This is a genomic window from Streptomyces sp. NPDC031340 (genome assembly GCF_055569945.1).
The window spans coordinates 54,174-74,448 of sequence record NZ_JBVIIE010000017.1; the positions used below are offsets into that span (position 1 = coordinate 54,174).

Annotated in this window: 19 protein-coding genes; 7 read left to right on the forward strand and 12 right to left on the reverse strand. The window is 72.4% G+C overall.

Annotated elements, in window-relative coordinates; genetic code table 11:
* The first annotated feature begins 21 nt into the window (after positions 1–21).
* Positions 22–1,356, forward strand: coding sequence for an aminotransferase-like domain-containing protein (locus tag ACZ5GT_RS15570; protein WP_469022237.1), 1,335 nt, complete (start codon positions 22–24; stop codon positions 1,354–1,356).
* 39 nt (positions 1,357–1,395) lie between these two features.
* On the opposite strand, the gene ACZ5GT_RS15575 is transcribed toward ACZ5GT_RS15570, so the two are convergent.
* Positions 1,396–1,770 (reverse strand): hypothetical protein, encoded by a 375-nt coding sequence (locus tag ACZ5GT_RS15575; protein ID WP_469022244.1) that lies wholly within the window; start codon positions 1,768–1,770, stop codon positions 1,396–1,398.
* A gap of 181 nt (positions 1,771–1,951) precedes the next feature.
* Here ACZ5GT_RS15575 and ACZ5GT_RS15580 point away from each other — a divergent pair, with 181 nt between their 5' ends.
* On the forward strand, positions 1,952–2,950 hold the full coding sequence (locus ACZ5GT_RS15580; RefSeq protein WP_469022248.1) for an ArsR/SmtB family transcription factor: 999 nt from the start codon (positions 1,952–1,954) through the stop codon (positions 2,948–2,950).
* Between the two features lie 82 nt (positions 2,951–3,032).
* On the opposite strand, the gene ACZ5GT_RS15585 is transcribed toward ACZ5GT_RS15580, so the two are convergent.
* The 3 genes from ACZ5GT_RS15585 to ACZ5GT_RS15595 form a co-directional block, all read right to left on the reverse strand.
* Positions 3,033–4,349, reverse strand: a complete 1,317-nt coding sequence (locus tag ACZ5GT_RS15585; RefSeq protein ID WP_469022253.1) for a lipase family protein — start codon at positions 4,347–4,349, stop codon at positions 3,033–3,035.
* Between the two features lie 228 nt (positions 4,350–4,577).
* Positions 4,578–5,021, reverse strand: coding sequence for a large conductance mechanosensitive channel protein MscL (locus tag ACZ5GT_RS15590; protein ID WP_469022257.1), 444 nt, complete (start codon positions 5,019–5,021; stop codon positions 4,578–4,580).
* 151 nt (positions 5,022–5,172) lie between these two features.
* The gene (locus tag ACZ5GT_RS15595) at positions 5,173–6,453 is read right to left on the reverse strand and encodes an oxygenase MpaB family protein (RefSeq protein ID WP_469022261.1); all 1,281 of its coding nucleotides are present in this window, start codon (positions 6,451–6,453) and stop codon (positions 5,173–5,175) included.
* A gap of 140 nt (positions 6,454–6,593) precedes the next feature.
* Between ACZ5GT_RS15595 and ACZ5GT_RS15600 the strand changes: the two genes are divergently transcribed.
* Complete coding sequence (locus ACZ5GT_RS15600) at positions 6,594–7,157, forward strand: TetR/AcrR family transcriptional regulator (RefSeq protein WP_469022265.1); 564 nt, start codon at positions 6,594–6,596, stop codon at positions 7,155–7,157.
* Positions 7,158–7,194: 37 nt separating this feature from the next.
* On the opposite strand, the gene ACZ5GT_RS15605 is transcribed toward ACZ5GT_RS15600, so the two are convergent.
* Positions 7,195–7,611: a hypothetical protein gene (locus ACZ5GT_RS15605; protein ID WP_469022268.1), complete on the reverse strand. Its 417-nt coding sequence runs from the start codon at positions 7,609–7,611 to the stop codon at positions 7,195–7,197.
* 109 nt (positions 7,612–7,720) lie between these two features.
* A complete protein-coding gene (locus ACZ5GT_RS15610) occupies positions 7,721–9,076 on the reverse strand; it encodes an erythromycin esterase family protein (protein ID WP_469022275.1) in 1,356 nt (451 codons plus the stop codon).
* A gap of 262 nt (positions 9,077–9,338) precedes the next feature.
* Here ACZ5GT_RS15610 and ACZ5GT_RS15615 point away from each other — a divergent pair, with 262 nt between their 5' ends.
* On the forward strand, positions 9,339–9,833 hold the full coding sequence (locus tag ACZ5GT_RS15615; protein WP_469022281.1) for a hypothetical protein: 495 nt from the start codon (positions 9,339–9,341) through the stop codon (positions 9,831–9,833).
* 113 nt (positions 9,834–9,946) lie between these two features.
* Here the strand turns inward: ACZ5GT_RS15615 and ACZ5GT_RS15620 are convergent, their stop codons facing one another.
* The gene (locus tag ACZ5GT_RS15620; protein WP_469022654.1) at positions 9,947–10,687 is read right to left on the reverse strand and encodes a DUF1775 domain-containing protein; all 741 of its coding nucleotides are present in this window, start codon (positions 10,685–10,687) and stop codon (positions 9,947–9,949) included.
* 1,017 nt (positions 10,688–11,704) lie between these two features.
* On the opposite strand from ACZ5GT_RS15620, the gene ACZ5GT_RS15625 reads away from it, so the two are divergent.
* Positions 11,705–14,344 carry a beta propeller repeat protein gene (locus tag ACZ5GT_RS15625; RefSeq protein ID WP_469022285.1) on the forward strand — a complete coding sequence of 880 codons (2,640 nt, stop codon included), beginning with the start codon at positions 11,705–11,707 and terminating at the stop codon, positions 14,342–14,344.
* Positions 14,345–14,391: 47 nt separating this feature from the next.
* On the opposite strand, the gene ACZ5GT_RS15630 is transcribed toward ACZ5GT_RS15625, so the two are convergent.
* Positions 14,392–14,598: an acetyl-CoA synthetase gene (locus tag ACZ5GT_RS15630; RefSeq protein WP_469022288.1), complete on the reverse strand. Its 207-nt coding sequence runs from the start codon at positions 14,596–14,598 to the stop codon at positions 14,392–14,394.
* A gap of 700 nt (positions 14,599–15,298) precedes the next feature.
* Here ACZ5GT_RS15630 and ACZ5GT_RS15635 point away from each other — a divergent pair.
* Positions 15,299–16,267 (forward strand): ferritin family protein, encoded by a 969-nt coding sequence (locus ACZ5GT_RS15635; protein WP_469022291.1) that lies wholly within the window; start codon positions 15,299–15,301, stop codon positions 16,265–16,267.
* 188 nt (positions 16,268–16,455) lie between these two features.
* Here ACZ5GT_RS15635 and ACZ5GT_RS15640 read toward each other — a convergent pair whose 3' ends face one another.
* The 4 genes from ACZ5GT_RS15640 to ACZ5GT_RS15655 form a co-directional block, all read right to left on the reverse strand.
* Complete coding sequence (locus ACZ5GT_RS15640; RefSeq protein WP_469022294.1) at positions 16,456–17,100, reverse strand: Rv1733c family protein; 645 nt, start codon at positions 17,098–17,100, stop codon at positions 16,456–16,458.
* A 299-nt stretch (positions 17,101–17,399) separates the two neighbouring features.
* Positions 17,400–18,137, reverse strand: a complete 738-nt coding sequence (locus ACZ5GT_RS15645) for a rod shape-determining protein (RefSeq protein WP_469022657.1) — start codon at positions 18,135–18,137, stop codon at positions 17,400–17,402.
* Positions 18,138–18,214: 77 nt separating this feature from the next.
* Positions 18,215–18,589, reverse strand: coding sequence for a TraR/DksA family transcriptional regulator (locus ACZ5GT_RS15650; RefSeq protein ID WP_469022297.1), 375 nt, complete (start codon positions 18,587–18,589; stop codon positions 18,215–18,217).
* A 46-nt stretch (positions 18,590–18,635) separates the two neighbouring features.
* Positions 18,636–18,947, reverse strand: a complete 312-nt coding sequence (locus ACZ5GT_RS15655; protein WP_469022302.1) for a TraR/DksA C4-type zinc finger protein — start codon at positions 18,945–18,947, stop codon at positions 18,636–18,638.
* Between the two features lie 354 nt (positions 18,948–19,301).
* Here ACZ5GT_RS15655 and ACZ5GT_RS15660 point away from each other — a divergent pair, with 354 nt between their 5' ends.
* Positions 19,302–20,261, forward strand: a complete 960-nt coding sequence (locus ACZ5GT_RS15660; RefSeq protein WP_469022660.1) for a sensor histidine kinase — start codon at positions 19,302–19,304, stop codon at positions 20,259–20,261.
* Positions 20,262–20,275 lie beyond the last annotated feature (14 nt).

Sequence of the window (20,275 nt, forward strand, 5' to 3'; positions counted from 1 at the left end):
GCGACGGACGGCAGGTGCCGCATGCGACCGTCCTCCTACAAGGCCCTCGTCGACGAGTTCGCGGTGGCCATCCGCTCCGGCGCGATCCCGGCCGGCACCCGGCTGCCGACGCACCGCGCCCTCGCGCGCGAGCGGCGCGTCGCGCTGGCCACGGCCACCCGCGTCTACGCCGAACTCGCCGCCCTCGGCCTGGTCGTGGGAGAGCCGGGCCGGGGAACGTTCGTCCGGGTGCGGTCCGGCTACGACGGGCTCGAACCGTCACGCGCCCTGCCGGTGCCCCGGACCGCGGACCTGTCGTTCAACCAGCCCCTCTCCCCCGGGCAGGCCGACCTGCTGCGGCAGGCCCTGCGCACGATGGCCGGGTCGGGAGACGTCGAGGCGCTGCTGCGGCAGCACCCGCCGGGCGGACACCGGCACGACCGGGCGGTCGTGGCGACCTACCTGCTGGGGCGGGGGATCGACACGGTGCCGGACAACGTCCTGCTGACCGGCGGGACCCAGCAGGCGCTCGACATCGTGCTGAGCACGCTCACCCGGCCCGGTGACATCCTCGCCGTCGACGCGCTCAGCTACCCGGGCATCAAGCTCCTCGCCGCGGCGCACGGCCTGGACCTGGCCGCCGTCCCGGTCACGGCCGTGGGACCGGACCTCGACGCGCTCGACGAACTGTGCCGCGCCCGGCCCGTCCGGGCGGTCTACACGATCCCGACCGTGCACAACCCGCTCGGCTGGGTGCTCGACCGGGAGCAGCGCGGCAGGCTGGCCGCCCTCGCCCGCTCACACGACTGCCTGATCGTCGAGGACGGCACCTACGCCTTCCTCGAACCCTCCCCGCCGCCACCACTGCAGGCCCTCGCGCCCGAACGCACCTGCTACGTCGCGGGCCTGTCCAAGAACGTGGCACCCGGCCTGCGTTTCGGCTTCGCCGTCCTGCCCGACCGCCACCTGCGGGCAGCCGTGAGCGCTCTTCGCGCCGCGGCCTGGGGGACGCCGGGAGTCGTCACCGCGCTCGCCACCGGCTGGCTCACCGACGGTACGGTCACCCGGCTGGAGGAAGACCGCCGCGCGGACGCGGCCGCCCGGCAGGACATCGCCCGCGCCGCGCTCGCCGGCCTCGACATCACGGCCCACCCGGCCTCCTACCACGTGTGGCTCGGCCTGGAGCCGCACCAGCGCCCCGATCACGTCGCGGCCGTACTCGCGGAGCGAGGGATCCTGGTGTCCACCGCGGACGCCTTCGCCACCGGCCCGCACCGCCCCCACGCCCTGCGGCTGGCACTGGCAACGCCGCCCCGGGACGAACTCGGGGCGGCGTTGCGCCGTGTGAAGGACTCGGTCGAGGCCATACCCCCGTGAATGGCCTCGAGGTCCCCACAGCGTGATAATGAGTCTCCGTCAGTAGGCGACGTATCCCTCGCTGTAGCCCGAGAAGTCGAGGTAGAACTTCGTACCGTCGAGGACGTCCGTGGCCGCCACGCCCCAGACGCCCTTCTTGAGCGGGTGCCATCCGTTGCACTTGCCGGTCTTGACGAAGCAGGTCTGCACCGAGATGTCGCGGTCGGTGGGCTTGACGTTGATGTCGTTGCAGTAGGACGTGGCAGTGAGGGTGCCCCCTCCCCACGGCCACATCCACTGGTCGTTCGTGTAGTAGGACTTGGCGCTGCCGTAGCAGGTCGCGGCGCCGGCCGGCGTGCCCGTGGCGACGGTGAGTCCGGCAGCCGCCAGAACAGCGGCGCCTACGACTGCCGTGGCACGTGTACGAATGCGCACGTCGTTTCCCTCCTGTGTGCGGGCACCCGTGAGGTCCCCCTCGGCTCCGTCGGCGATCAACACGCCGCGGGCCACCAGGCTGCGCCGATCAGGCCTGCCGCCGCGACGTTCCGTGCCAGGATTCGAGCAGGTTCGAAGGAACGGCCGCACGGCCGGCGGGGGATCGGAGACCGGAAGAGCCATGATCGAGCTGACCGTGGACGCCGCTGGGCTCGCCCGTTCCCGCTTCTCGGTCTCGCCGTTGCACGAGGTCGTCGCGACGCTGCTGCCCTGGGGCCTGCGGCCGGACCCGGACACCGATCCGTGGGTCGCCCGTACCCGACGCGTGCTGCGCCGGGCCCGGCTGCCCCTGCTGTCCGAGCTGGCCCTGGAACAAGGCGGATACATCCCCGACTTCCTCAGCCCGCACCCGTGCGGGCCCTCCCCCACCGTCGAGGAGGAGCTGGAGCGGGTCCGGTGCACCCCGCCCCAGCGGGTGCTGGGCGAACTGGAGGCGCTGCGCGACGGGCGGCCGCGCCACGGCCTCGCCGGTTCCGAGCTGCCGGCCGGGGTGCGGCGCGCCATGGCGCGGGGCGGCGCGCACCTGGCACGGCAGGCGGCGGACGAGTTGCGGCGCTACTGGGAGCTGGCCTTCGCCCCGTACTGGGAGGCGGCCAAGGCCGCCCTCGACGCGGAGGTCGACCGGTGCGCCGGGGTGCTGGCCCGGCACGGCGCGGCCAGGCTCTTCAACTCCCTGCACCCGGGCATCCGGTGGGCCGACGGCACGCTGCGCGTCGACAGCCGGTTCCGGATCGCGCTGCCCGTGCCCATGGTGGTCGTCGTGCCGTCACTCGTCGCGTCCGGGCCGGGCGTGGCCGTGGACCCGACGCGCGCGGGAGACCGGCCGCCGATGCTCGTCTATCCCGTGCGCGACAAGGCCGTTACCAGCGCCCTCGCCCCGGTGGTCCCCTCCGCCGAGATGGCCCGGCTGCTCGGGCCCACCCGCGCCGGGCTGCTCGCCGCGCTGGCGCGGCCCGCCTCCACCGCGGAGCTGGCGGAACGTCATTTCCTCAGCCCCGCCACGGTCTCGTACCACCTGGGTGTGCTGCACCGGGCCGGCCTCGTCGCCCGCGCCCGGTCCGGCCGGTCGGTGCTCTACCGCCGGACGCCCGAGGGGTCCCGGCTGGCGGGGAGACGGTAGACGCGGCGGAGACGCACGCCCGGCCGGCGGGCACCGGTGTTCCGCCCGGCGGGGCCGGAACGGCACCGCCTCGGGCGGGGCGTCACTTGCCCTGGGGCTGGGGGGATCCGGACGGCCGGCAGCGGTTGACGGGCGGGGTGTTCTTCAGCCGGTCCCGCATCCAGGTGCCGAGGTCGCGCAGGCCGGCGATCGCCACGTCCGGGTGGCCGACGCCGGGATACGACTTCCAGTCGACGACGTCCTGCTCGGCGCAGAGTTCGGTGATCAGTTTCCTGGTGCTCGCCGGGGTCACGACAGGGTCGCTCTCGCCCTGCAGCACGAGGATCGGGCCGGACGACGTCCGTTGCGCCGGGTTCACGGAGTCCAGGAATTTCTTGATTTCCCGGTTCACGGTTTCCCAGTCCGGGTTGAGGGTCTTGTACTTGTTCTCCGGCGCGAAGAGCGACAGGTACCCATCGATCTGGTTCAGGCAGAGGTTGTGCACCGCGGGCTCGGCCAGCTGCCTGGCGAGCTCGGGGGACAGCAGGTCCTCGTACTTGATTCCCTTCGGGTCGAAGAGGTGTATGCCGACGGCGGTGTAGGCGAGGAGTCCGCGGAGTCCCTGCAGGGATACGCCGCTCGACTGATTCTTCGCCGCTTCTCTCAGCCACGCGGCGGTGTGCGCGGCGGGAGCGAGGGCCGCGGTGCCGAGGAAGCGCATGCCCTTCGCCTCGGCCGCCGCTTCGCCGGCGCCCAACGCGGCCTGACCGCCCTGGGAGATGCCCACGGCGAACCACTTGTCGCTCACCTCCTTCCGGTCGGCGTTGCGTGCCGCGAGCGCTGCGTGGGCGACGGACCGGCCCTCCGCACGCAGGTGGAGGTAGTCGTGGACCTTGCCGTTGGGGCCGAGGCCGGGGTAGTCGGCGGCGGCGACGGCGAAGCCCTCCCGCAGCCACTTCACCAGCAGGGGGGTCGTCTCTCCGGAGCTCACAAACCGCGACGGCGCACACGCGGGCCCCACTCCGGTCGTACCGTGCGCCCAGGAGATCACCGGCCAGCCGTCCCTGTCTTTGGGCGCCTTCTTGGGCAGCAGCAGGAACCCGGTGGCCGCGACGGGCCTGCCGCGCTCGTCCGCGGTGCGGTACATGATGCGTTCCGCCCGGGAGGCGGCGGTTCCCAGCAGGGTCGACTCCGGTGTCGGGATCTTCTGCGACTTCAGGATCTCACCCGGCGCCGCCCTGTCGATGAGGGCCTGGGCGGGGTAGTCGTAGAAGGCGTTCTCGCTGTCGTCGGACCGCGGGGCGGCCTGTGCTCCCCGCTCGGCCCCGGGGGCGGATGACGCTCGGCCGCCGGCTCCGCAGCCCGCGGCGCCCGTGGCCAGAGCCAGCAGACCGAGCATGGCTATCGCTTTCCTGCGCATCGGCAGGTACCTCGCTCTCCCTTGCCTTCGGCCTGTGCGGGCAGCGGACGTCGAACCCATTCCAGGCGCGAAGAGTTGTCTGGGGACGGATTGAACGTAGGTCCGGGACAACGGCCCCTGCCTGCCAGGACGCGCATCCGGGTGACCGACGCCGACGGGCATCCGCCCCCGCTCGATGACGAACGGCCGGCCGAGCGAGGCGAGTGGCCGGAGGCTGGGCCGGGCGCCTCACGGGTGCTGCGCCGTGCCCGCCGCAGGCTGCTCCGTCCCGCAGTACCGGCACTTGCCGGCCGCGGCGGGAAGGTCCTCGGAGAGGCAGGCGGGGCACGTCTTCACCGCGCCGGGCTCCTGGAACGCGGCCACACCGCGCCGGGCCTGGATCTTCTTGTAGGGCACGACGATCAGGAAGTAGACGACGGCCAGGAAGATGACGAAGTAGATGACCGCCGAGATGAACGACCCGATGTCGAGGAAGGTCGCCTTGTTCCCGGGCTTCCCGAGCTGCCACCCGAGCCCGAAGGTCCGGCCCCCTTGCGCCCGAGCGATGATCGGGTTGATGACGTTGTCCGTGAACGACATGATGAGGGTGCTGAACGCCAGCGCGATGATCAGCCCGACCGCCACGACGACGATGTCGCCCCGCATCAGAAAGTTCTTGAATCCTCTGAGCATTCTCGTCTCTCCACACTGGCGCTGATTCGACCGATTCAACGTATTTGACTGATTCGTCGTCAGAACGCTAGCGAGCTTGCGCGGTGAGGCCAGGGTGTGACGCGCGGGAATCGCCGTGTCCTCCCGGGCGATCGTCGGCTGGTGGCTGTGCTCAGTGCCTGATGTCGAGCGGTGCGACATCGGGGGCCTGCTCATGGAAGTACCGGCGCAGGTGCCGCCGGATGAAGCGGTCACCGCTGCGCAGGAGGTAGCCGCGGCCGGCCGCGGTGCGGCCGAGGATCTGGTGGCGGAAGAGGTTGGCCACGATGATCGGTGGCACGGCCCAGGGAAGGGCCGGCGGCAGCCGCAGGTCGCGCATGCCCCGGCGGCCGAGGAAGTAGCGCAGCATGCTCAGCAGTCGTGCGCGGGCGTAGGCACGCCGCCACCGGGCGAATCGAGTGAACCGCAGCTCGCCCTGTGCTTCGACGAGCGCGTTGGCCAGGGGCGGACCGGCCGGACCGCCGTAGCTCTGGGTGAGGAGCAGATGGTAGTTGAACCGGTGTTGCTGGAGCTCCCGGTCGAAGAGCCAGTCCTCGTCCACCCCCATCAAGTGGCCGACGTATTTCCACAGGTGCATGAAGGCCCGTGAGTCGGCGCGGGTGACGCGCACGCCGAGCAGGCGGACTCCCAGCAGCTGGACCGCGTTGAAGAGGCCGAGGGTGGCGGCGAGATCGGCCTGGTTGACGGGGAGCCCCCAACGGCCGGCGTCCCAGCGGCCACCGTGCTCGATCTGGTGGTTGACCAGGGCGTGCATGAGGCGGACGTGCACCGTGAGCCGGAATCCCGCCCCGTCGCGGCGCATGGCGTCATGACCGCTGACCGCCGTGGCCCACTGCTGGGTCTCGGCGATGCGCCGGAGGGCGGACCCACCGGTCAGACCTCCGGTCTCGACCAGCACACGCGGCGGCCCGTCGAAGCGGTAGGAACCGATCAGGGCCAGTTGCATCATCACGTCGGCGGCACTGCGGCCGAGCCTTCTGGCGACCCGTCCCCCCTCGTTGACCAGGTCGAAGTCCACCCAGTCCGGTACCGCGTCGACGGCGGCGAAGAAGTCCTTCAGCGGCCCGGGAGGATCGGGTACCGCGCCGATGCCGTCGGCGAGCGCGCGACGGAACTGCTTGATCGTGACCTTGTCCGGAGCGGTGCTGTCGCCGCGCAGCGCGTTCGCCAGGGCGGCTCCGGCCTCGTCGCGGGTCATGAGCCGCTTGCCGATGGTGGCCAGCAGTTCCTCGTCCACACCGCCCTGGTTGAGCAGCAGCAGGCGCAGCGGCCTTCCCTGACGACGGTTGAAGGCTTCGGTCTCCCGGAAGCGCCGGGGGAAGCGCGACGAAGGGGGTGCCGTGTCCCTCGTCCCGGCAGAGGTGTCGACCTGCGATGACTCGTGTGCGACCATGACTCGATGCTGACCGACCACCGCGCTCGCGTTCAATTCGCGTCCTGACCTCCATGTCATCGCCTCATCGGCATCCGCCGCGTGATCCGGGCACTCGCGTTTCCCCGCGCAGGACACCGCGGCAGGAACGGTCGCGGGCGATGGTGAAGCGGATCCTCGACGCCGGTGAACAGATACTTGCCGAGTACGGCTACGAAGGCGCCTCCACGAGCCGGATCGCGGCGACGGCGCACATCAGCCCCGGCTCGCTGTACCAGTACTTTCCGCACAAGGACGCGATCGTCCTGTCCGTTCTGGAGCACTACGGCGATGAACTCGTCTCGCGTGTCACCGCACGGATGACCGAGCAGTTCGAGCAGCCCGCGCCGGTGATCGTCCAGGGCACCCTCGCCGTGCTGCTCGACGGACTCGACGTGGCGCCGCCGTTCCTGCGCGCGGTCGTCGAGCACGGTCCCCGGCTCGACGACGGCCGCGCCCTGCGGGTCTTCGAGCAGCGGATCGGCGAACTGGTCCTGGCCTACCTGACCACGCAGCGCCCGGGTCTGCGCTCGGACGCCTCTCTGGAGACGGCGGTCTGGATGCTGGTGCGCATGGTCGAGCACCTCACCGTGCGCTACCTGCTGGACGGACCGCCCATCCCGAGGGAACGGTTCCTGGACGAGCTCACCCATCTCGCCCTGAGCTATCTGCGCCCGGTGCCGTGAACCGGGAAGACGCTGATGATCCCCCGGCAGGTGCCGGTCACCGGCTGAGGAGGACGAGCAGCCCGCGTCCGGTGCGGGCCGCTTCGTCCAACCAGTTCCGGTGCAGGTCCACGACACCGCGGAAGTGCGCGATGTCGCGGACGTCGTGCCTGGTGGTACGTGGTGGCATCACCGCTCCGGCAGCGGCTTGCTCGATCTCGGGCCACGGCACCGCTCCCGCGCGCTCGAGCACCGTCCGCACCGTCGCCGGACGCATCGTGTAGTACGTTTCGCACTCCGAGAGTGCGATTCCGGCGTCGTCGGCGAGATCCTCGGGCGGCTCGGGGCAGTCCTGCCCGAGGTCGTCGAAGACGCGGCCGAGAAGGGCGTCGGCCGTGGCGCGCAGCCGGCTCGGCAACTGGCGACTGGCGACTGGCGACTGGCGACTGGCGACTGGCGACTGGCCCATCGTCATGACCGAGACGGCGCTGCCGAGGCCGGTCCCGGGCCGGTCCCGGGCCGGTGGCGGCCGAGGTGACGGCGAATCCGCCGACTCCGACGACGTGCTGGAGGCGTCGGCCGAACTACTGGGGCAGGAGCCGCGCGGCGTCGACGTGGTGGAAGTGGATCAGCAGGTCCGAGCTCTCGCGCAGCGACGTGACGGCCAAGGGAGTGGGCCAGACGGTGCCGATCTCCCTGGTCGGGCGTGCCTCGGTCAGCCACTGCCGGGCGGGTTCCCGGACGGTGCGCAGGTCCAGCAGGTAGCCCGGGTGGGGCACCAGGTCCAGAATGTACTCGTTGGTGCCCCGGGCGGGCGGCCCGACGGTGAACGTGCGCAGGGGCCGGGGCAGACGGGGGCTGAGGTCGTCGTACGCGAGGAATGACCCCTCGCCGAAGCTGGTGCGGACGCTGAGGTACCCGGCACCGAACCGGTCGCGCAGGAAGGCGCCCTGCGGCCGGGGATAGGCGGGGCTGTTGCTGACCAGGGCCACGTGCCCGTCGTGCGCGGCGAGCACGGTCCTGCTGCCCGTGTGCTCGTACCACCAGGTGAGGTTGGCGGCCATCTGCTCGTCGCGGTACAGATCCTGCTGGGTACCCTGCGTGGCGTTGTCGAAGGCGTAGAAGCGGGTGCTCTGCGCGATGACCCGGGCGTGCTGGACGGTCCAGTCGAACTCCTCGCGGTCCTTGCCGGGCGGCTGCGAGCGGAGCAGTTCGTACGCCTGCCGGGTACGCCGGGCCAGGTCCAGGCGCTCGCCCTGCGGCCGGTTCCTGAACTCGCGGGTGGCCGCTAGCACTTCGCCCGTCGGATGGCCTCGGTAGAGGTCGGTGAAGCGTGCGCGCAGTGCCGGGAACCGGCGATCGACGTACCGCAGCACCCTGTCGTAGAGCCTGGGTTCGACAGGGGTGATGTCGTCGCCCACGAACTGGAGTTTGCGGCTGCTGCGCGCGTTGTGGGCCCGCATCCACTCGAACAGGTCCAGATACTCCTGGTTGTTCCACAGCCGGTCCTCACTCTGGAAGACCTCACGCATGATCCGGCGGATGTCGCCCCTGCCGGTCAGCACCCAGTCGTTGATGCGCAGGCCGGCGTCCCAACCCGCCTCCCTGGCGAGGGAGGTGAACCCCTTCTCCGCGGCCAGGTACCGGAAGACCCGCTGTTGGAGGGTGAAGAACTGGTGGGAGCCGTGCGTGGCCTCCCCCACGCCCACGATCACCGCGTCATCCACGGCCCGGCCCAGCGGCCGCAGATCCCTCAGATCGTCCATCGGTTCGCCGGGGGACAGCGCGGACGCCACCCGGGTCAGTTCGGCGACGACCGGGTCGGGTACGTATCCGCCCGCCCGGGCGGGCGCCGCCGGAACGATCACCGTCAGCAGCAGGGCCAGCGGGGCGAACAGGGCGGCGCGACGACGGCGCGGTATGTGAGACGCGGACTGCATGGGCCGGTACTCCTCACGTCAGCCCCCTCGGGTCAGCATGTTCCAGGCACCGCCGGCCCGCCCGCCCACTGACCGCTCGTTGGGCCGATCGGGGTAATGGGCCGAGCCCGGGAGGGGGCGGTGTTCCGGCCGCCTCACGGGCCCTTGTGGCCTCACGGCCCTTGCCGTCGTACGGGCCCCTTGCCGTCGTAGGTGGTGAACGGTTACCGGCGTTCGTCCGTACCCCAAGGCAGTACGCACAGACCGTAGATGGAGAGGCGACGTGCCCCAGCAGCAACCGCGAGGTCCCATCGGCCGAAGCGTGTCCTTCGCGTCCGCGAGGCGCGCGGCCGTCGTCGCAGGCCTGGCTCTCCTCCCCCTGGCCACGGCCTGCGGCGGCGACGAGGAGCAGGCGGCCGAGGAGACCGGTCCGTCGGGGATTTCCGCCGCCCCGGCGGCCGGAGTCGTCGCGCCGGCCCGGGTCGAAGTGATCGCCGAGCTGACCGGCTGCAAGCCCGAGATCCGCATCGAGGCGGACGAACTGCGCCAGGGCGTGTGCCACACGCCGGAGGTCGACTACCTCATCACCACCTTCCCGGCGGAGAAGTACAAGGAGACCTGGCTGGACTCCGCCGCCGGTTACGGGGGCAAGTACCTCGTCGGCTCGCGCTGGATCGTCAGCGTGAGGGAGCCGGAGATGCTGGAGGAGTTCCGGACCAAGCTCGGTGGAACCATTCAGCAGTTGCGCGGCATGCGGCCCGTCCCGAGCACCTCCTAGTCCGGGCTCGGCCGTCGTCACCTCCGGCTCGTACTCGCCGGTTCGCCCGTTCCGGCAAACCGGCGAGCCACGGGGCGGCACTCGCGCGCCCCGTGGACTTCCGCACCGGCCGATCAGTTCCCGGCCGAGGCACGGCGGCGCCTGGCCAGCCACCACGCGCCGCCGCCGAGGGCGACGACCGCCGCGACCACCCCACCGGCGATCACCCCTGCCGAGCCGCCTCCGTCTCCGTCGGCCGTGGTCTTGGCCGTGGCGTAGGCGGTCGCGGGCGAGACGGCGGCGGGCGATCCGGTGGCCGACGGGGTCGGGCTGGGGGTCGCGGACGGGCTCTGGCCGATGGGCTTGGCACCCGGGGCGGCGGCCTTCAACTTCAGTACGGGCGCGGGCTGTTCGGGCTCCGCTCCGCCGCTGGGCAGCTCGATCCAGCGGGAGATCTCGCCGTCGCTGTAGGTCTCGATGGTCTTGAAAGCCAGCTGCTCGGCCTCCGGCAGCTGCTTCACCTTGATCTTGTACTCGGCGTCGACGCCGGGCTTCAGGGCGGGTCCGTCGACGGTGTAGCCGTCGTCGGTCACCGTCAGCTTCCAGCCCTTCGGCGCCTCGTCGAGCGTGACGTCGGCGGGAGCGATGCCCGCAGGCAGGACGACGCGCACCTTAAGGAAGCCCGCGTCGTCGGACTCGGCCTCGGAGACGAAGGTGAGGGTGACGTTCTCGGCCAGGGCCTGCGCCTTGTCGGCCTCGACCTCCGCGTGGGCGAAGGCCGGTCCGGCCAGGGCGAGGGTCGCCGTGAGCGCGGCGGCGCCGACGAGCGCGAGACGGCGGGACGTACGGACGGGGAGGCGCTTGGGCATGGACATGGACATGGAGATTCCTCGCTGGTGAAGCCGGGCAGGCCGGAGCCCGGGCCCGGGTGAAGGGACGGTTCGGGACGCGGTCGCGCCCCGGTGGTCCCCTGCGCACCAGCGCGTGTTCCAGAGTTCGTGTCCCCGGCGCCCTCGGAGGCGCGAAGCAGCCGGCCGGCCGTACCGCGAGCGGGGCCGGGACGGTGACGGTGTGCGCCGCCGTCACCATCCGGGCCACGACGGCCGCGGCGAGACGGCGCAGCGCGCGGGCCGTGGCCAGTCCCGCCGCCACGGCCGCGTCCGCGCGCTGCAACAGCACGGCGACCACCAGCGCGGCCGCCACGTGAGCGGTCGTCATGGCCGCCGACGCGTGATGCCAGGCATGACCGTCCCCGGGAACCATCGGCACGTGACCGTCCCCGGGGAACATCGCCGCGTCGCCGTCCATGGGGTTCGCCGCGGGACGGCGGTGCGGGGGCTGCGTGCCGCCGGCCCGGGTCAACGCCCGGTGCAGTACGCCCTGGGCGGCGAGGGTGCACGCGATCACGGCGGGCAGGGACGGCCGACGGCGGGCGAACGGCCACAGGAGGACGAACTGGACGAGCGCGAACGTCGCCACCAGGCGCCAGGGAACGGCTCCTTGGGCGACCGTGTGATGGCCGAGCGCGGCCAGCACGCTGCCGACGAGGGCGAACAGCCCGGCCCTGGCACAGGCCACGCCCCAGCCCGGACACGTGCCCGCGTCCCGGCCGTCGCCCGTTGCCCTGTGATCACCCGGCACGGTCGCCCATCATCCCCTCTCCGGCCGCTGCCCGTGACCCCGGGTCGTGCTGAAGGTCACGGCGGTCACCTCGTCGTATACGTCGTTGTCGGGCGGGGTGTTCACGCGTTGTCGTCCCTGTCGGCCGGTTCGGCTCGCGGTCGTTGGTGACAGGTTCCGATCAAAGACTTGTCCAAGTGCCGGACGGTTCCCGTCGCCGGTGGTCGGGTTCTCTGCAACAGCTGTACGACCACCCGTTCTGGGAGGATCTGGTGTCAGCACCAACCCGCAAGAGACGATGGTTCACGATCTGCGCCATCACCGCATCCGCCGCACTCGTCGCGACACCCGCAGGCGCGGCGGCCGGAAAGGGCCACAAGCCCTTCGGGGCGCGCACCCTGGCGCGACTGGCCGCCGAACGCGAGCAGTCCGTGGGCGCCATGAGCCCCACGGCGAAGGCCGAGGACGACGGCAACGAGGCGGACGAGATAGCCGAGGGCGCGCAGCAGTACGCCGAGGCCCGCACCTCGCCCGGCGTGGTCTCCCCCGGCGCGTACGGCGCCGCCTGGGCCGGCCTCACGAAGCTGCCGAGCACCGGCGGCAGTTGGCGGGACGTCACCGCCCTGCCGTACGACTCCGACGATCCCCGCTACCGGGACATCGACTCCAACTCCAGCGGCGGTTCGGGCAACGTCACCGGCCGCATGGCCGCGATGGCCGCCGACGACGCCGGCTACGTCTACGCGGGCAGCGCGGGCGGCGGCGTATGGCGGTCCAAGCGGGGCGGCGGGCACTGGAAGCCGATCAGCGACAGGCTGCCTTCGCAGTCCACCGGCGCGCTCGCGGTGGACGGCGCCGGGCGGCTGTGGCTGGGCACCGGCGAGGCGACCACCAACGCCGACGCCTACCTCGGCAGCGGCGTCTACGTCCTGTCCCACCCGCACCACGGCACCTTCTCCTCCCGCAGCCGGGTCGGCGGCGACGAGCTGGAGTCCACCACCGTCCACCAGTTGCGCTTCGGCGGCGGCAAGGTGTGGGCGGCGACCAGCGAGGGTGTGTGGAGCCACTCCACGAAGACGCTGAAGGGCGCCTGGAAGCTGGAGTATGCCCCCAACCCCGACTACCTGCCGGGCGGTTCGAAGGGCGACGAGCCCGAAGCCCCGTACAAGAACATCACCAACGACATCGCGATCGACCCGAAGGACCCGTCCAAGGTGGTCCTGGCGGTCGGCTGGCGCAGCGGTGACGACTACAACGGCTTCTACACCAAGGACGCCGGCGGCGCCTGGACCCGGATCACCGGCGGCCTGGGCGACCTGCCGGCCGACCCCGACCAGGTGGGCAACGTCACCTTCGCCCGGTCCGCCGACGGCTCGCGCTACTACGCCATCGACCAGTCGCCGGAGCAGCTGAACACCAACCCCGACAGCGGCCTCGAGGGCATCTTCGTCTCCAAGTCCGGCTCTCCCACCGGACCCTGGACGAAGATCGCCGACTACCAGGGGCTGGCCGCCTCCGGCTCCGCGCTGACCTCCGCCGGTTACATGCCGGGCGTGCAGGCCTGGTACAACCAGTTCCTCACCGTCGACCCGAGCGACCCGCGGCACGTGTACGCCGGGCTCGAGGAGGTCTACGAGACCAAGGACGGCGGCAGCAACTGGTCGACCGTCGGCCCGTACTGGAACTTCACCTTCCCCTGCTGGTCCATCGACCCGGCGAAGCAGAGCGGCGACTGCAACCGGACCACCCACTCCGACCAGCACGGCGTCGCGATCGGCCGCTACCACGGCAAGAGCTTCGTGTACGTCGGCAACGACGGCGGCGTCTACAAGCGCCCGGTCGACGGCTCCCAGGACGCCTCCGGCCACGCCACCGACTGGACCTCCCTCAACGACGGCACCATCGACACCCTCCAGTACTACTCGGTCGGCGTCGGCAAGGACCTGGACCACGGCGGCGTCTCCGTCACCGGCGGCCTGCAGGACAACGGCCAGTCCGTCCTGCGCAGCAACGACAAGGTCATGGGCTCGAACTTCGGCGGCGACGGCGGCGACACGCTCACCGACCCGGCCGACGGCTGCAACATCGCGGAGGAGTACGTCTATCTCGCCGTCCAGGTGACGCAGAACTGCGCCGTCAACGACGGCAGTTGGATCACCGACCCGGCCAAGGCCACCTCGTACGGCGTCGCTCCGGCCGACAACGCGACCGGCGAGGCCCGCTTCATCGCCCCGCTCGCGGCCGACCTGAAGAGCAGCTCGACGTGGATCGCCGGCGGCCGCCACGTCTGGGTGCAGACGCACGGCTACGCCATCCGCAGCGGCGACGAGTGGAAGAGCGTGTACGACCTCGGCGCCGGCCGCACCGCGACCGCCGTCGCGGCCTCGGGCGGCAAGGTCTACGCGGCCTGGTGCGGCCCCTGCAACAACCAGGGTTTCGCCCGCGGCATCTCCGTCGGCAACGCGGACGGCACCGGCTGGCACGACATCGCCCTGCCCGTGGACGGGACGGTGCCCAACCGCTACCTCAGCGGCTTCGCCATCGACCCGAAGAACGCCGACCACGTCTTCCTCGCCGTCAACGGCTTCTCCCGGCACTGGACCGAGGGCCCCGGCGCGGGCGTCGGCCACGTCTTCGAGTCCACCGACGGCGGCACCACCTGGAAGGACATCTCGGCCAACCTGCCCGACGTGCCGACCGACTCCGCGGTCGTCACGCCGAACGGCGGCCTCGCCGTCGCCACCGACCTGGGCGTCGTCTACCGCGCCCCGGGCCACACCAAGTGGCAGCGCGTCGGCAGCCTCCCGGCGGTCGCCGTGCTCCAGCTGAAGCTGGGCCCCGACGGAAGCACCCTGTACGCGGCCACGCACGGCCGCGGCATCCGCAGCATCAAGGTGCGCGACTGCGACTGACGCGCACCGCGTGATGAAGGGAGGGTTGATTCCGGGTGCTCCCGGGGTCACCCCTCCCGCGCGTACGGGGTCACCGTCATGTCGAAGAAGAAGGCGCCGCGCGCCGCTCCCGCCACGTCCGGAGCCTTCGCCAGCGCGGTGATCTCGGCGCTGCCGCCCCGGGTGCCCGCGCACCGCAGCGCGGCGTGCGCGGTGCCGTCGGCGTCCACTCGCCATCCGGACACCAGGACGAAGACCGGCGCGGAACTCCGCACGGCCGTCCACCGTTTGTCGTCCGTGCGGGGCCGGAGCACCAGTGACACCACGGTCCCCGGCCGCACGCACACCTGCCGCCGGAGCGGACCACCCGGCGCGACGGTGATCTCCGTCCGCCCGGCGGCACAGCGGGTGGCTGAAGCCGAGGACGAGGCGGCGGGCGCGGACGGGCCGGGTCCCGTCGGGCTCGCGGGCCCGGTGGAGGCCGGGCCCGGGGGCACCGGCGAGACCGGTGGAACGGAACCGCTCGACGGCGCACCGGCCGTAGGCGCGTTGCTCGTGGGCGCACTGCCCGGCGGCTCCGTCGCGCGGTCCCCGGACGCCCCTGCGGCCGGTCCACCACCGGGCGACGCGCCGCAGGCGGCCAGGGCAATCATCCCGGCGACCGTCCATCCCCCGGCCCACCACCGCATGCCGACACCTCCCGGCCCGCTGTCCCGGATCCCAGGATGCCCCGTCGTCGCGGACGGAGCGGCGGTCGCGCGAGAACTCGCCGAGGACCGGGGCGCGCCACCACCTGCCGCCGGGCCACCGGGCCACCGGGCCACAGGGCCACAGGGCCACGCGACCGAAGTGACTCGCCCCGCTTCTGGTGACGTTCCGTCACCCGGGAGCATCAGCAGAAAGGGCGGGAACGGGACCCATCGGTTCGGATGAGCAAGGGGCGCGTCATCCGAGAGGCCCCCGGAGGAGGAAGTCGTGTTCCGCCATTCGTTCCGTACGCTCCTGGTCGGTCTGTGCGCACTGACCGCAGCGTCGCAGGCAGCCCCCGCCCTGGCCGTCGCCGCCCCGGTCGACGCCCATCCGGCGGTCCATGCCGGCACCCGGGCTCTTCATGCGCAGACGCTCGAAGACCTCAACACCACCATGAAGGGCGAGGCGTTCGCCTTTGCCTCCTACGACCTCTTCGGCGCGCAGGCCGACCGCGAAGGCCACCCCCGCGTCGCACGGCTCTTCCGGAGCACCGCACAGACCGAGCTGAACGAGCACCTGCGCGAGGCGGCCACGCTGGCCGGCGTGGTCGGCACGAACGCGGCCAACCTGCGCCAGGCCATCAACGGGGAGACGTACGAGCACCAGATCATGTACCGCGAGTTCGCGGAGCAGGCCCGGCAGGACGGGGACCAGAACGCGGCCGAACTGTTCACGGAGATCGCCGCGGACGAGGGCCTGCACCGCGACGCCTTCCGTGCGGCGCTCGCCGTCCTGACGACCGGCCACGGCACCATCCCGCCGCCGCCCCAGGTCGACCCGGTCTCGGTGCCCGCCGGGCCGCCGCAGGTGCACGCCGCGCGGACGAAGGCCAACCTGGACACCGCGATGCACGGCGAGGCTCTCGCCTACGCCAAGTACATGCTGTTCGCGGAACGTGCGAGGCAGACCGGGAACGAGGCACTGGCCCGTCTGTGGGAGGGGACGGCCGCGGTCGAGCTGCGCGAGCACTTCGCCGGCGAGGCCGTCCTGGCCGGCCTGGTGCGAACCACCAGGGAGAACCTGGAGAGGGCCATCGCCGGTGAGCGCTCGGAGGCGACCAGCGTCTACCCGGGCTTCGCCGCCCGGGCCGCCGCCGTCGGCGACACCGCTGCCGCTCGCTTCTGGCTCGACACCGCCGCGGACGAGGCACGGCACGCCATCGCCTTCCAGGCGGCGCTGATCCGGCTGCGCTGAGCGCCGGGCAAGTCGGTCACCCGGTCGCCAGGCGGCCCGGACCCGTACCGGCCGGGTGGCCTCTGGGGGCCCGCAGGCCGGTACGGGGCACTGCCGGTCCGCCCGCCCGGTCTGCCCATCGGTCCGCCCGTCGGTCCTCCCACCGGTCCGCCCGTGGTCCACGGCGCCCGCGGGTGCCGGATCGCGGGCTACGGCGAAGTCGTCCAGCGGGGTGCCGTCTCGGCCCAGGCGGTGTCCCATGCGGCCAGGTTGCGGCGCTGGACGACGCGGCCGGCGACGCCGTAGGCGGCGGCTGCGGTGGCGTGGACGCCGAGGGCGGCGATGATGGCCGAGCCCATGGCACGGCTGCGGACCTGGCCGGGGCTCATGGGCGGGTCGGTGATCTTTCCGTCGGTGCCGACCCAGACGCGGACGGTGCTGCCCCTGGGCAGTGCGGGCTCGACGTCCGTCGTGGCGGTGTGAGTGTGTCCGTCGGGGCCGGTGAAGCGGACCTTGGCCGGGTAGCGGGTCTTCCTGGCCTCGGCGGAGCCGGGTTCGGGGTGACGCCGGGCGTCCTCGACTAGGACGGCGGTGGTGTGGTGGCGGGTGGCGGCCTGGTGCCGGGCGGTGCGGGTGCAGTGGTGGTAGGAGGCGTCCCCGGCCAGGAACATGGCGGCAGGGGTGGCTGCCAGGGCGGCCAGGATCAGGCCGAGGCCGATCCAGGCCTGCACCAGGTCGCTGCGGCGGCGCAGGGGGTTGCGCCGCAGCCGCCAGAGCGTGACCCGGGGCAGTTCCCGCGGTGGCGGGGGTGGGGATGGTGGTGGGGCCGGGGACGGGGGTGTGCGGCCGGGCACGTGTCCTCCTTTCGGCGGTGGACGCAGCGGATGCGGAGCGCCGAGGAAGCCGAGGAGATCGGGGACGGCGGCGCGGCCCAGGGCCTTTCGTCTGGATCAGGCCGGCTGTGAGGTTCGGTGCCTTGCGGCCGACCCGAGCGGGGTCTGGTGCGTGCAGCTGCAAGGCGGAGGAGGGCGTCGACGCGATGGGGGTCCCCCCGCGCGAGCGCAGCCGAGCGTGGGGGAGTCGGCAACCGACGACAACGCGGCAGATGCGCGTGCCAGACCCCGCGCCGCCGGGATGATCCAAACGCCAGGCCCTAATGAGAGCGGGCGGCCGGAGGCGGGGGGCCGGAGGCGGAGGGGTGGGTGTGGGCGGCTTGCAGGAGCTCGGCGGCGCCGCGGACGGCCGCGGTGTGCGGGGCCGGCACCACACGCAGCGGCGCGTGCAGCCGCCCGGTGAGGTGATACGTGATCTCGGGGCGCAGGGCGCCTCCGCCGGCCAGGAGGACACCGCGGTGCAGGGCGTCCACGGTGAGCGAGGTGCGGTCCTGCCGGAGCATCGCGGTGAGCATCGTCGCCACCGCCTCGGCGATCTCCTCGGGTGTGGTCGATCCGGCCAGGTCGCTGGTGCCCAGGGCGGTACGGCGCGCGTCGGTGATGTCGCCGTCGCCCAGCAGGACCGCTTCGGTGAGGTGGGCTCCGATGTCCACCACCATCAGCGGACGGGACAGGTCCGCGCCGGCCGCCACGGCGATGGCCCGGGCGCTGGGCACGGTCAGCACGGTGCGCGGGCGCAGCACGTCGATCGCGGTGCGGGCCTGGGTGCGGTAGGCGACTCCGTCCAGGCCGGGAGTGGTGACGATGACCATGGGGCGGGCGACGCGGGGCAGTCGGTCGGCGAGCAGGCGCCGCAGCATGCGGGCGCACCCCGGCGCGTCGACGATGGTGCCGCGCTGGATGGGGAACACCGCGTCGGCGCCGGGAAGGGTGACGGTGGGTACGTCGACGACCACGCCCCGGCCGGCGATCCAGGCGCGGGTGCGGGCGCTCCCCATGTCCAGGGCGATGCCGCAGCAGCGCCGGCACGCCGGCCAGGGCCGGTGCGGGGCGGCGGTGTGCGGGAGGGACGCGGTCACGGTGCTGCCTTCCTGACCTGCTGGCAGCGTCCGCAGTAGCGGGCCTGCGGCACGATCATCAGCCGTTCTCGGTCGAGGGGTCCGCGGCACAGGTGGCAGGTGCCGTACGTGCCCTCGTCCATGCGGGCGAGGGCGGCTTCGACGTCGGCGAGGACCATGCGGGCGGAGGCGGCGAGCTTGACCTGCACCTCGATCCGCGCGGCGTCCTGCTGCCGGAGTCGGTCCTCGGTGCGGGAGGTGACCTCGCCGACGAGCTGCCGCAGTTGCTCCTGGCGGAACAGGAGCTGGTCGTGCAGGGTGTCGCGCAGGGCGGCGAGGTCCTCGGCCGACAGGTGTGCCGTGCGCTGGCCGATGGTCTGGTGGTTCACCACTTCACCCCTTTGAGGGCAGGGCGTCGGAGGGTCGGTGCGGGCGTGGTCAGGTGGTGCGGCGCCGGCAGGCGACGCAGAAGCGGGTGTAGGGCAGGATCTCCAGCCGTTCCGCGGGGATCGGCTGGGTGCAGCCCAGGCAGGTTCCGTAGGTACCGTCCTCGACGCGGGCGAAGGCTTCCTCGATCTCTTTCAGGGCCCGTTCCATCGCGGTCCGCTGCTCGGACAGCAGGTGGTCGTCCGGGGTCTGCCCGGTCTCGTCGATGGCGTGCAGCTGCGCCAGCCGGGAGCTGCGGGCGTGTTCCAGGCGCTGTCGCGCCTCGTGCAGGTGGGGTTCGGCCCGGGTGACGTCGAGCGACATGGTCGATCCCTTTCTCGAGGACTCGCCGCACGCGCGGCGTCGCGCGGGCGGGTGCCGGACGTCGGAGTGCCCGGCGGCTTGCCGGGCCGACCGCTTCGGCCGGCCCGGTGCATTGCCTTCCACCCTGGCCGGGCCGGCGGCGGACGCCCATCGGGCGCGGGCCCCATTTACGCCGGGCCACGGGATCCATGCGGCGACGCGTGGGTGGTGCGCGTCCCGGAAAATGGGGTCCGGGTCCCATCGACGGGGCACGCGGAACGGGGCAGGCTGGCCGCAGACTCACTTCGAGCACCCGGCACCGTGAACGTGGCGGGCCACAGTGGAGGTGAAGTGAGGGGGAAAGGCGTGCGGCAGGTGTCGTTGTTCTGGCGGATCTTCGCCCTCAACGCCGTGGTGCTGGGCACAGCCACGGCCCTGTTGCTGTGGTCCCCGGTGACCGTCTCGGTGCCGGTTCTGCTCACCGAGGCGATCATCCTGGTCGCCGGTCTGGCGGTCATGCTGGTCGCCAACGCCGTACTCCTGCGGCTGGGCATGGCGCCGCTGGACCGGCTCGCCAAGCTGATGACCACGGTGGACCTGCTGCGTCCCGGCCAGCGCCTGCCCGCCTCCGGTGGGGGCGAGGTCGCCGAGGTGATCCGCACGTTCAACGCCATGCTGGAGCGGCTGGAGCAGGAGAGGGCCACCAGCAGTGCCCGGGCGCTGCTCGCGCAGGAGGCCGAACGCCGCCGTATCGCCCAGGAACTGCACGACGAGGTCGGCCAGACCATGACGGCGATCCTGCTGGGTCTGAAGCGGGCCGCGGACGACGCGCCCGAGCCGCTGTGCAAGGAGCTGACCGAGGTGCAGGAGATCACCCGGCAGAGCCTGGACGAGGTCCGCCGCCTGGTGCGCCGGCTGCGGCCGGGCGTGCTGGACGACCTGGGTCTGGTCAGCGCGCTGACCTCGCTCACCGAGGACTTCGCCACCCACACCGGGCTGCGGGTCACCCGCCGTTTCGACGCCGACCTGCCCGCCCTCGCGCCGGAGACGGAACTGGTGCTCTACCGCGTCGCGCAGGAGTCGCTGACCAACGTCGCCCGTCACGCGGAGGCCGAAACGGTCACCGTGGCCCTGTGTCACACCGACGACGGCGTGGTGCTGACGGTCACCGACGACGGCTCCGGCATCAAGGCCGCCCGTGAAGGCGCCGGCATCCGCGGCATGCGTGAGCGGGCCCTGCTCGTCGGGGGCAGCCTCGAGATCAGTCCGGCACCCCGCACCGGCACCCGGGTCCGGCTCGCCGCGCCCGTCCCCAGGAAGCAGCTCAGCCCATGACCGGAACGACCACG

Coding starts and splice junctions, on each gene's coding strand:
- ACZ5GT_RS15595 (WP_469022261.1), bottom strand. CDS start 6,453: ATGGTCGCACACGAGTCATCGCAGGTCGACACCTCTGCCGGGACGAGG.
- ACZ5GT_RS15655 (WP_469022302.1), bottom strand. CDS start 18,947: ATGTCGCTCGACGTCACCCGGGCCGAACCCCACCTGCACGAGGCGCGA.
- ACZ5GT_RS15570 (WP_469022237.1), top strand. CDS start 22: ATGCGACCGTCCTCCTACAAGGCCCTCGTCGACGAGTTCGCGGTGGCC.
- ACZ5GT_RS15645 (WP_469022657.1), bottom strand. CDS start 18,137: ATGGGGAGCGCCCGCACCCGCGCCTGGATCGCCGGCCGGGGCGTGGTC.
- ACZ5GT_RS15585 (WP_469022253.1), bottom strand. CDS start 4,349: ATGCGCAGGAAAGCGATAGCCATGCTCGGTCTGCTGGCTCTGGCCACG.
- ACZ5GT_RS15580 (WP_469022248.1), top strand. CDS start 1,952: ATGATCGAGCTGACCGTGGACGCCGCTGGGCTCGCCCGTTCCCGCTTC.
- ACZ5GT_RS15600 (WP_469022265.1), top strand. CDS start 6,594: ATGGTGAAGCGGATCCTCGACGCCGGTGAACAGATACTTGCCGAGTAC.
- ACZ5GT_RS15590 (WP_469022257.1), bottom strand. CDS start 5,021: ATGCTCAGAGGATTCAAGAACTTTCTGATGCGGGGCGACATCGTCGTC.
- ACZ5GT_RS15620 (WP_469022654.1), bottom strand. CDS start 10,687: ATGTCCATGCCCAAGCGCCTCCCCGTCCGTACGTCCCGCCGTCTCGCG.
- ACZ5GT_RS15605 (WP_469022268.1), bottom strand. CDS start 7,611: ATGACGATGGGCCAGTCGCCAGTCGCCAGTCGCCAGTCGCCAGTCGCC.
- ACZ5GT_RS15610 (WP_469022275.1), bottom strand. CDS start 9,076: ATGCAGTCCGCGTCTCACATACCGCGCCGTCGTCGCGCCGCCCTGTTC.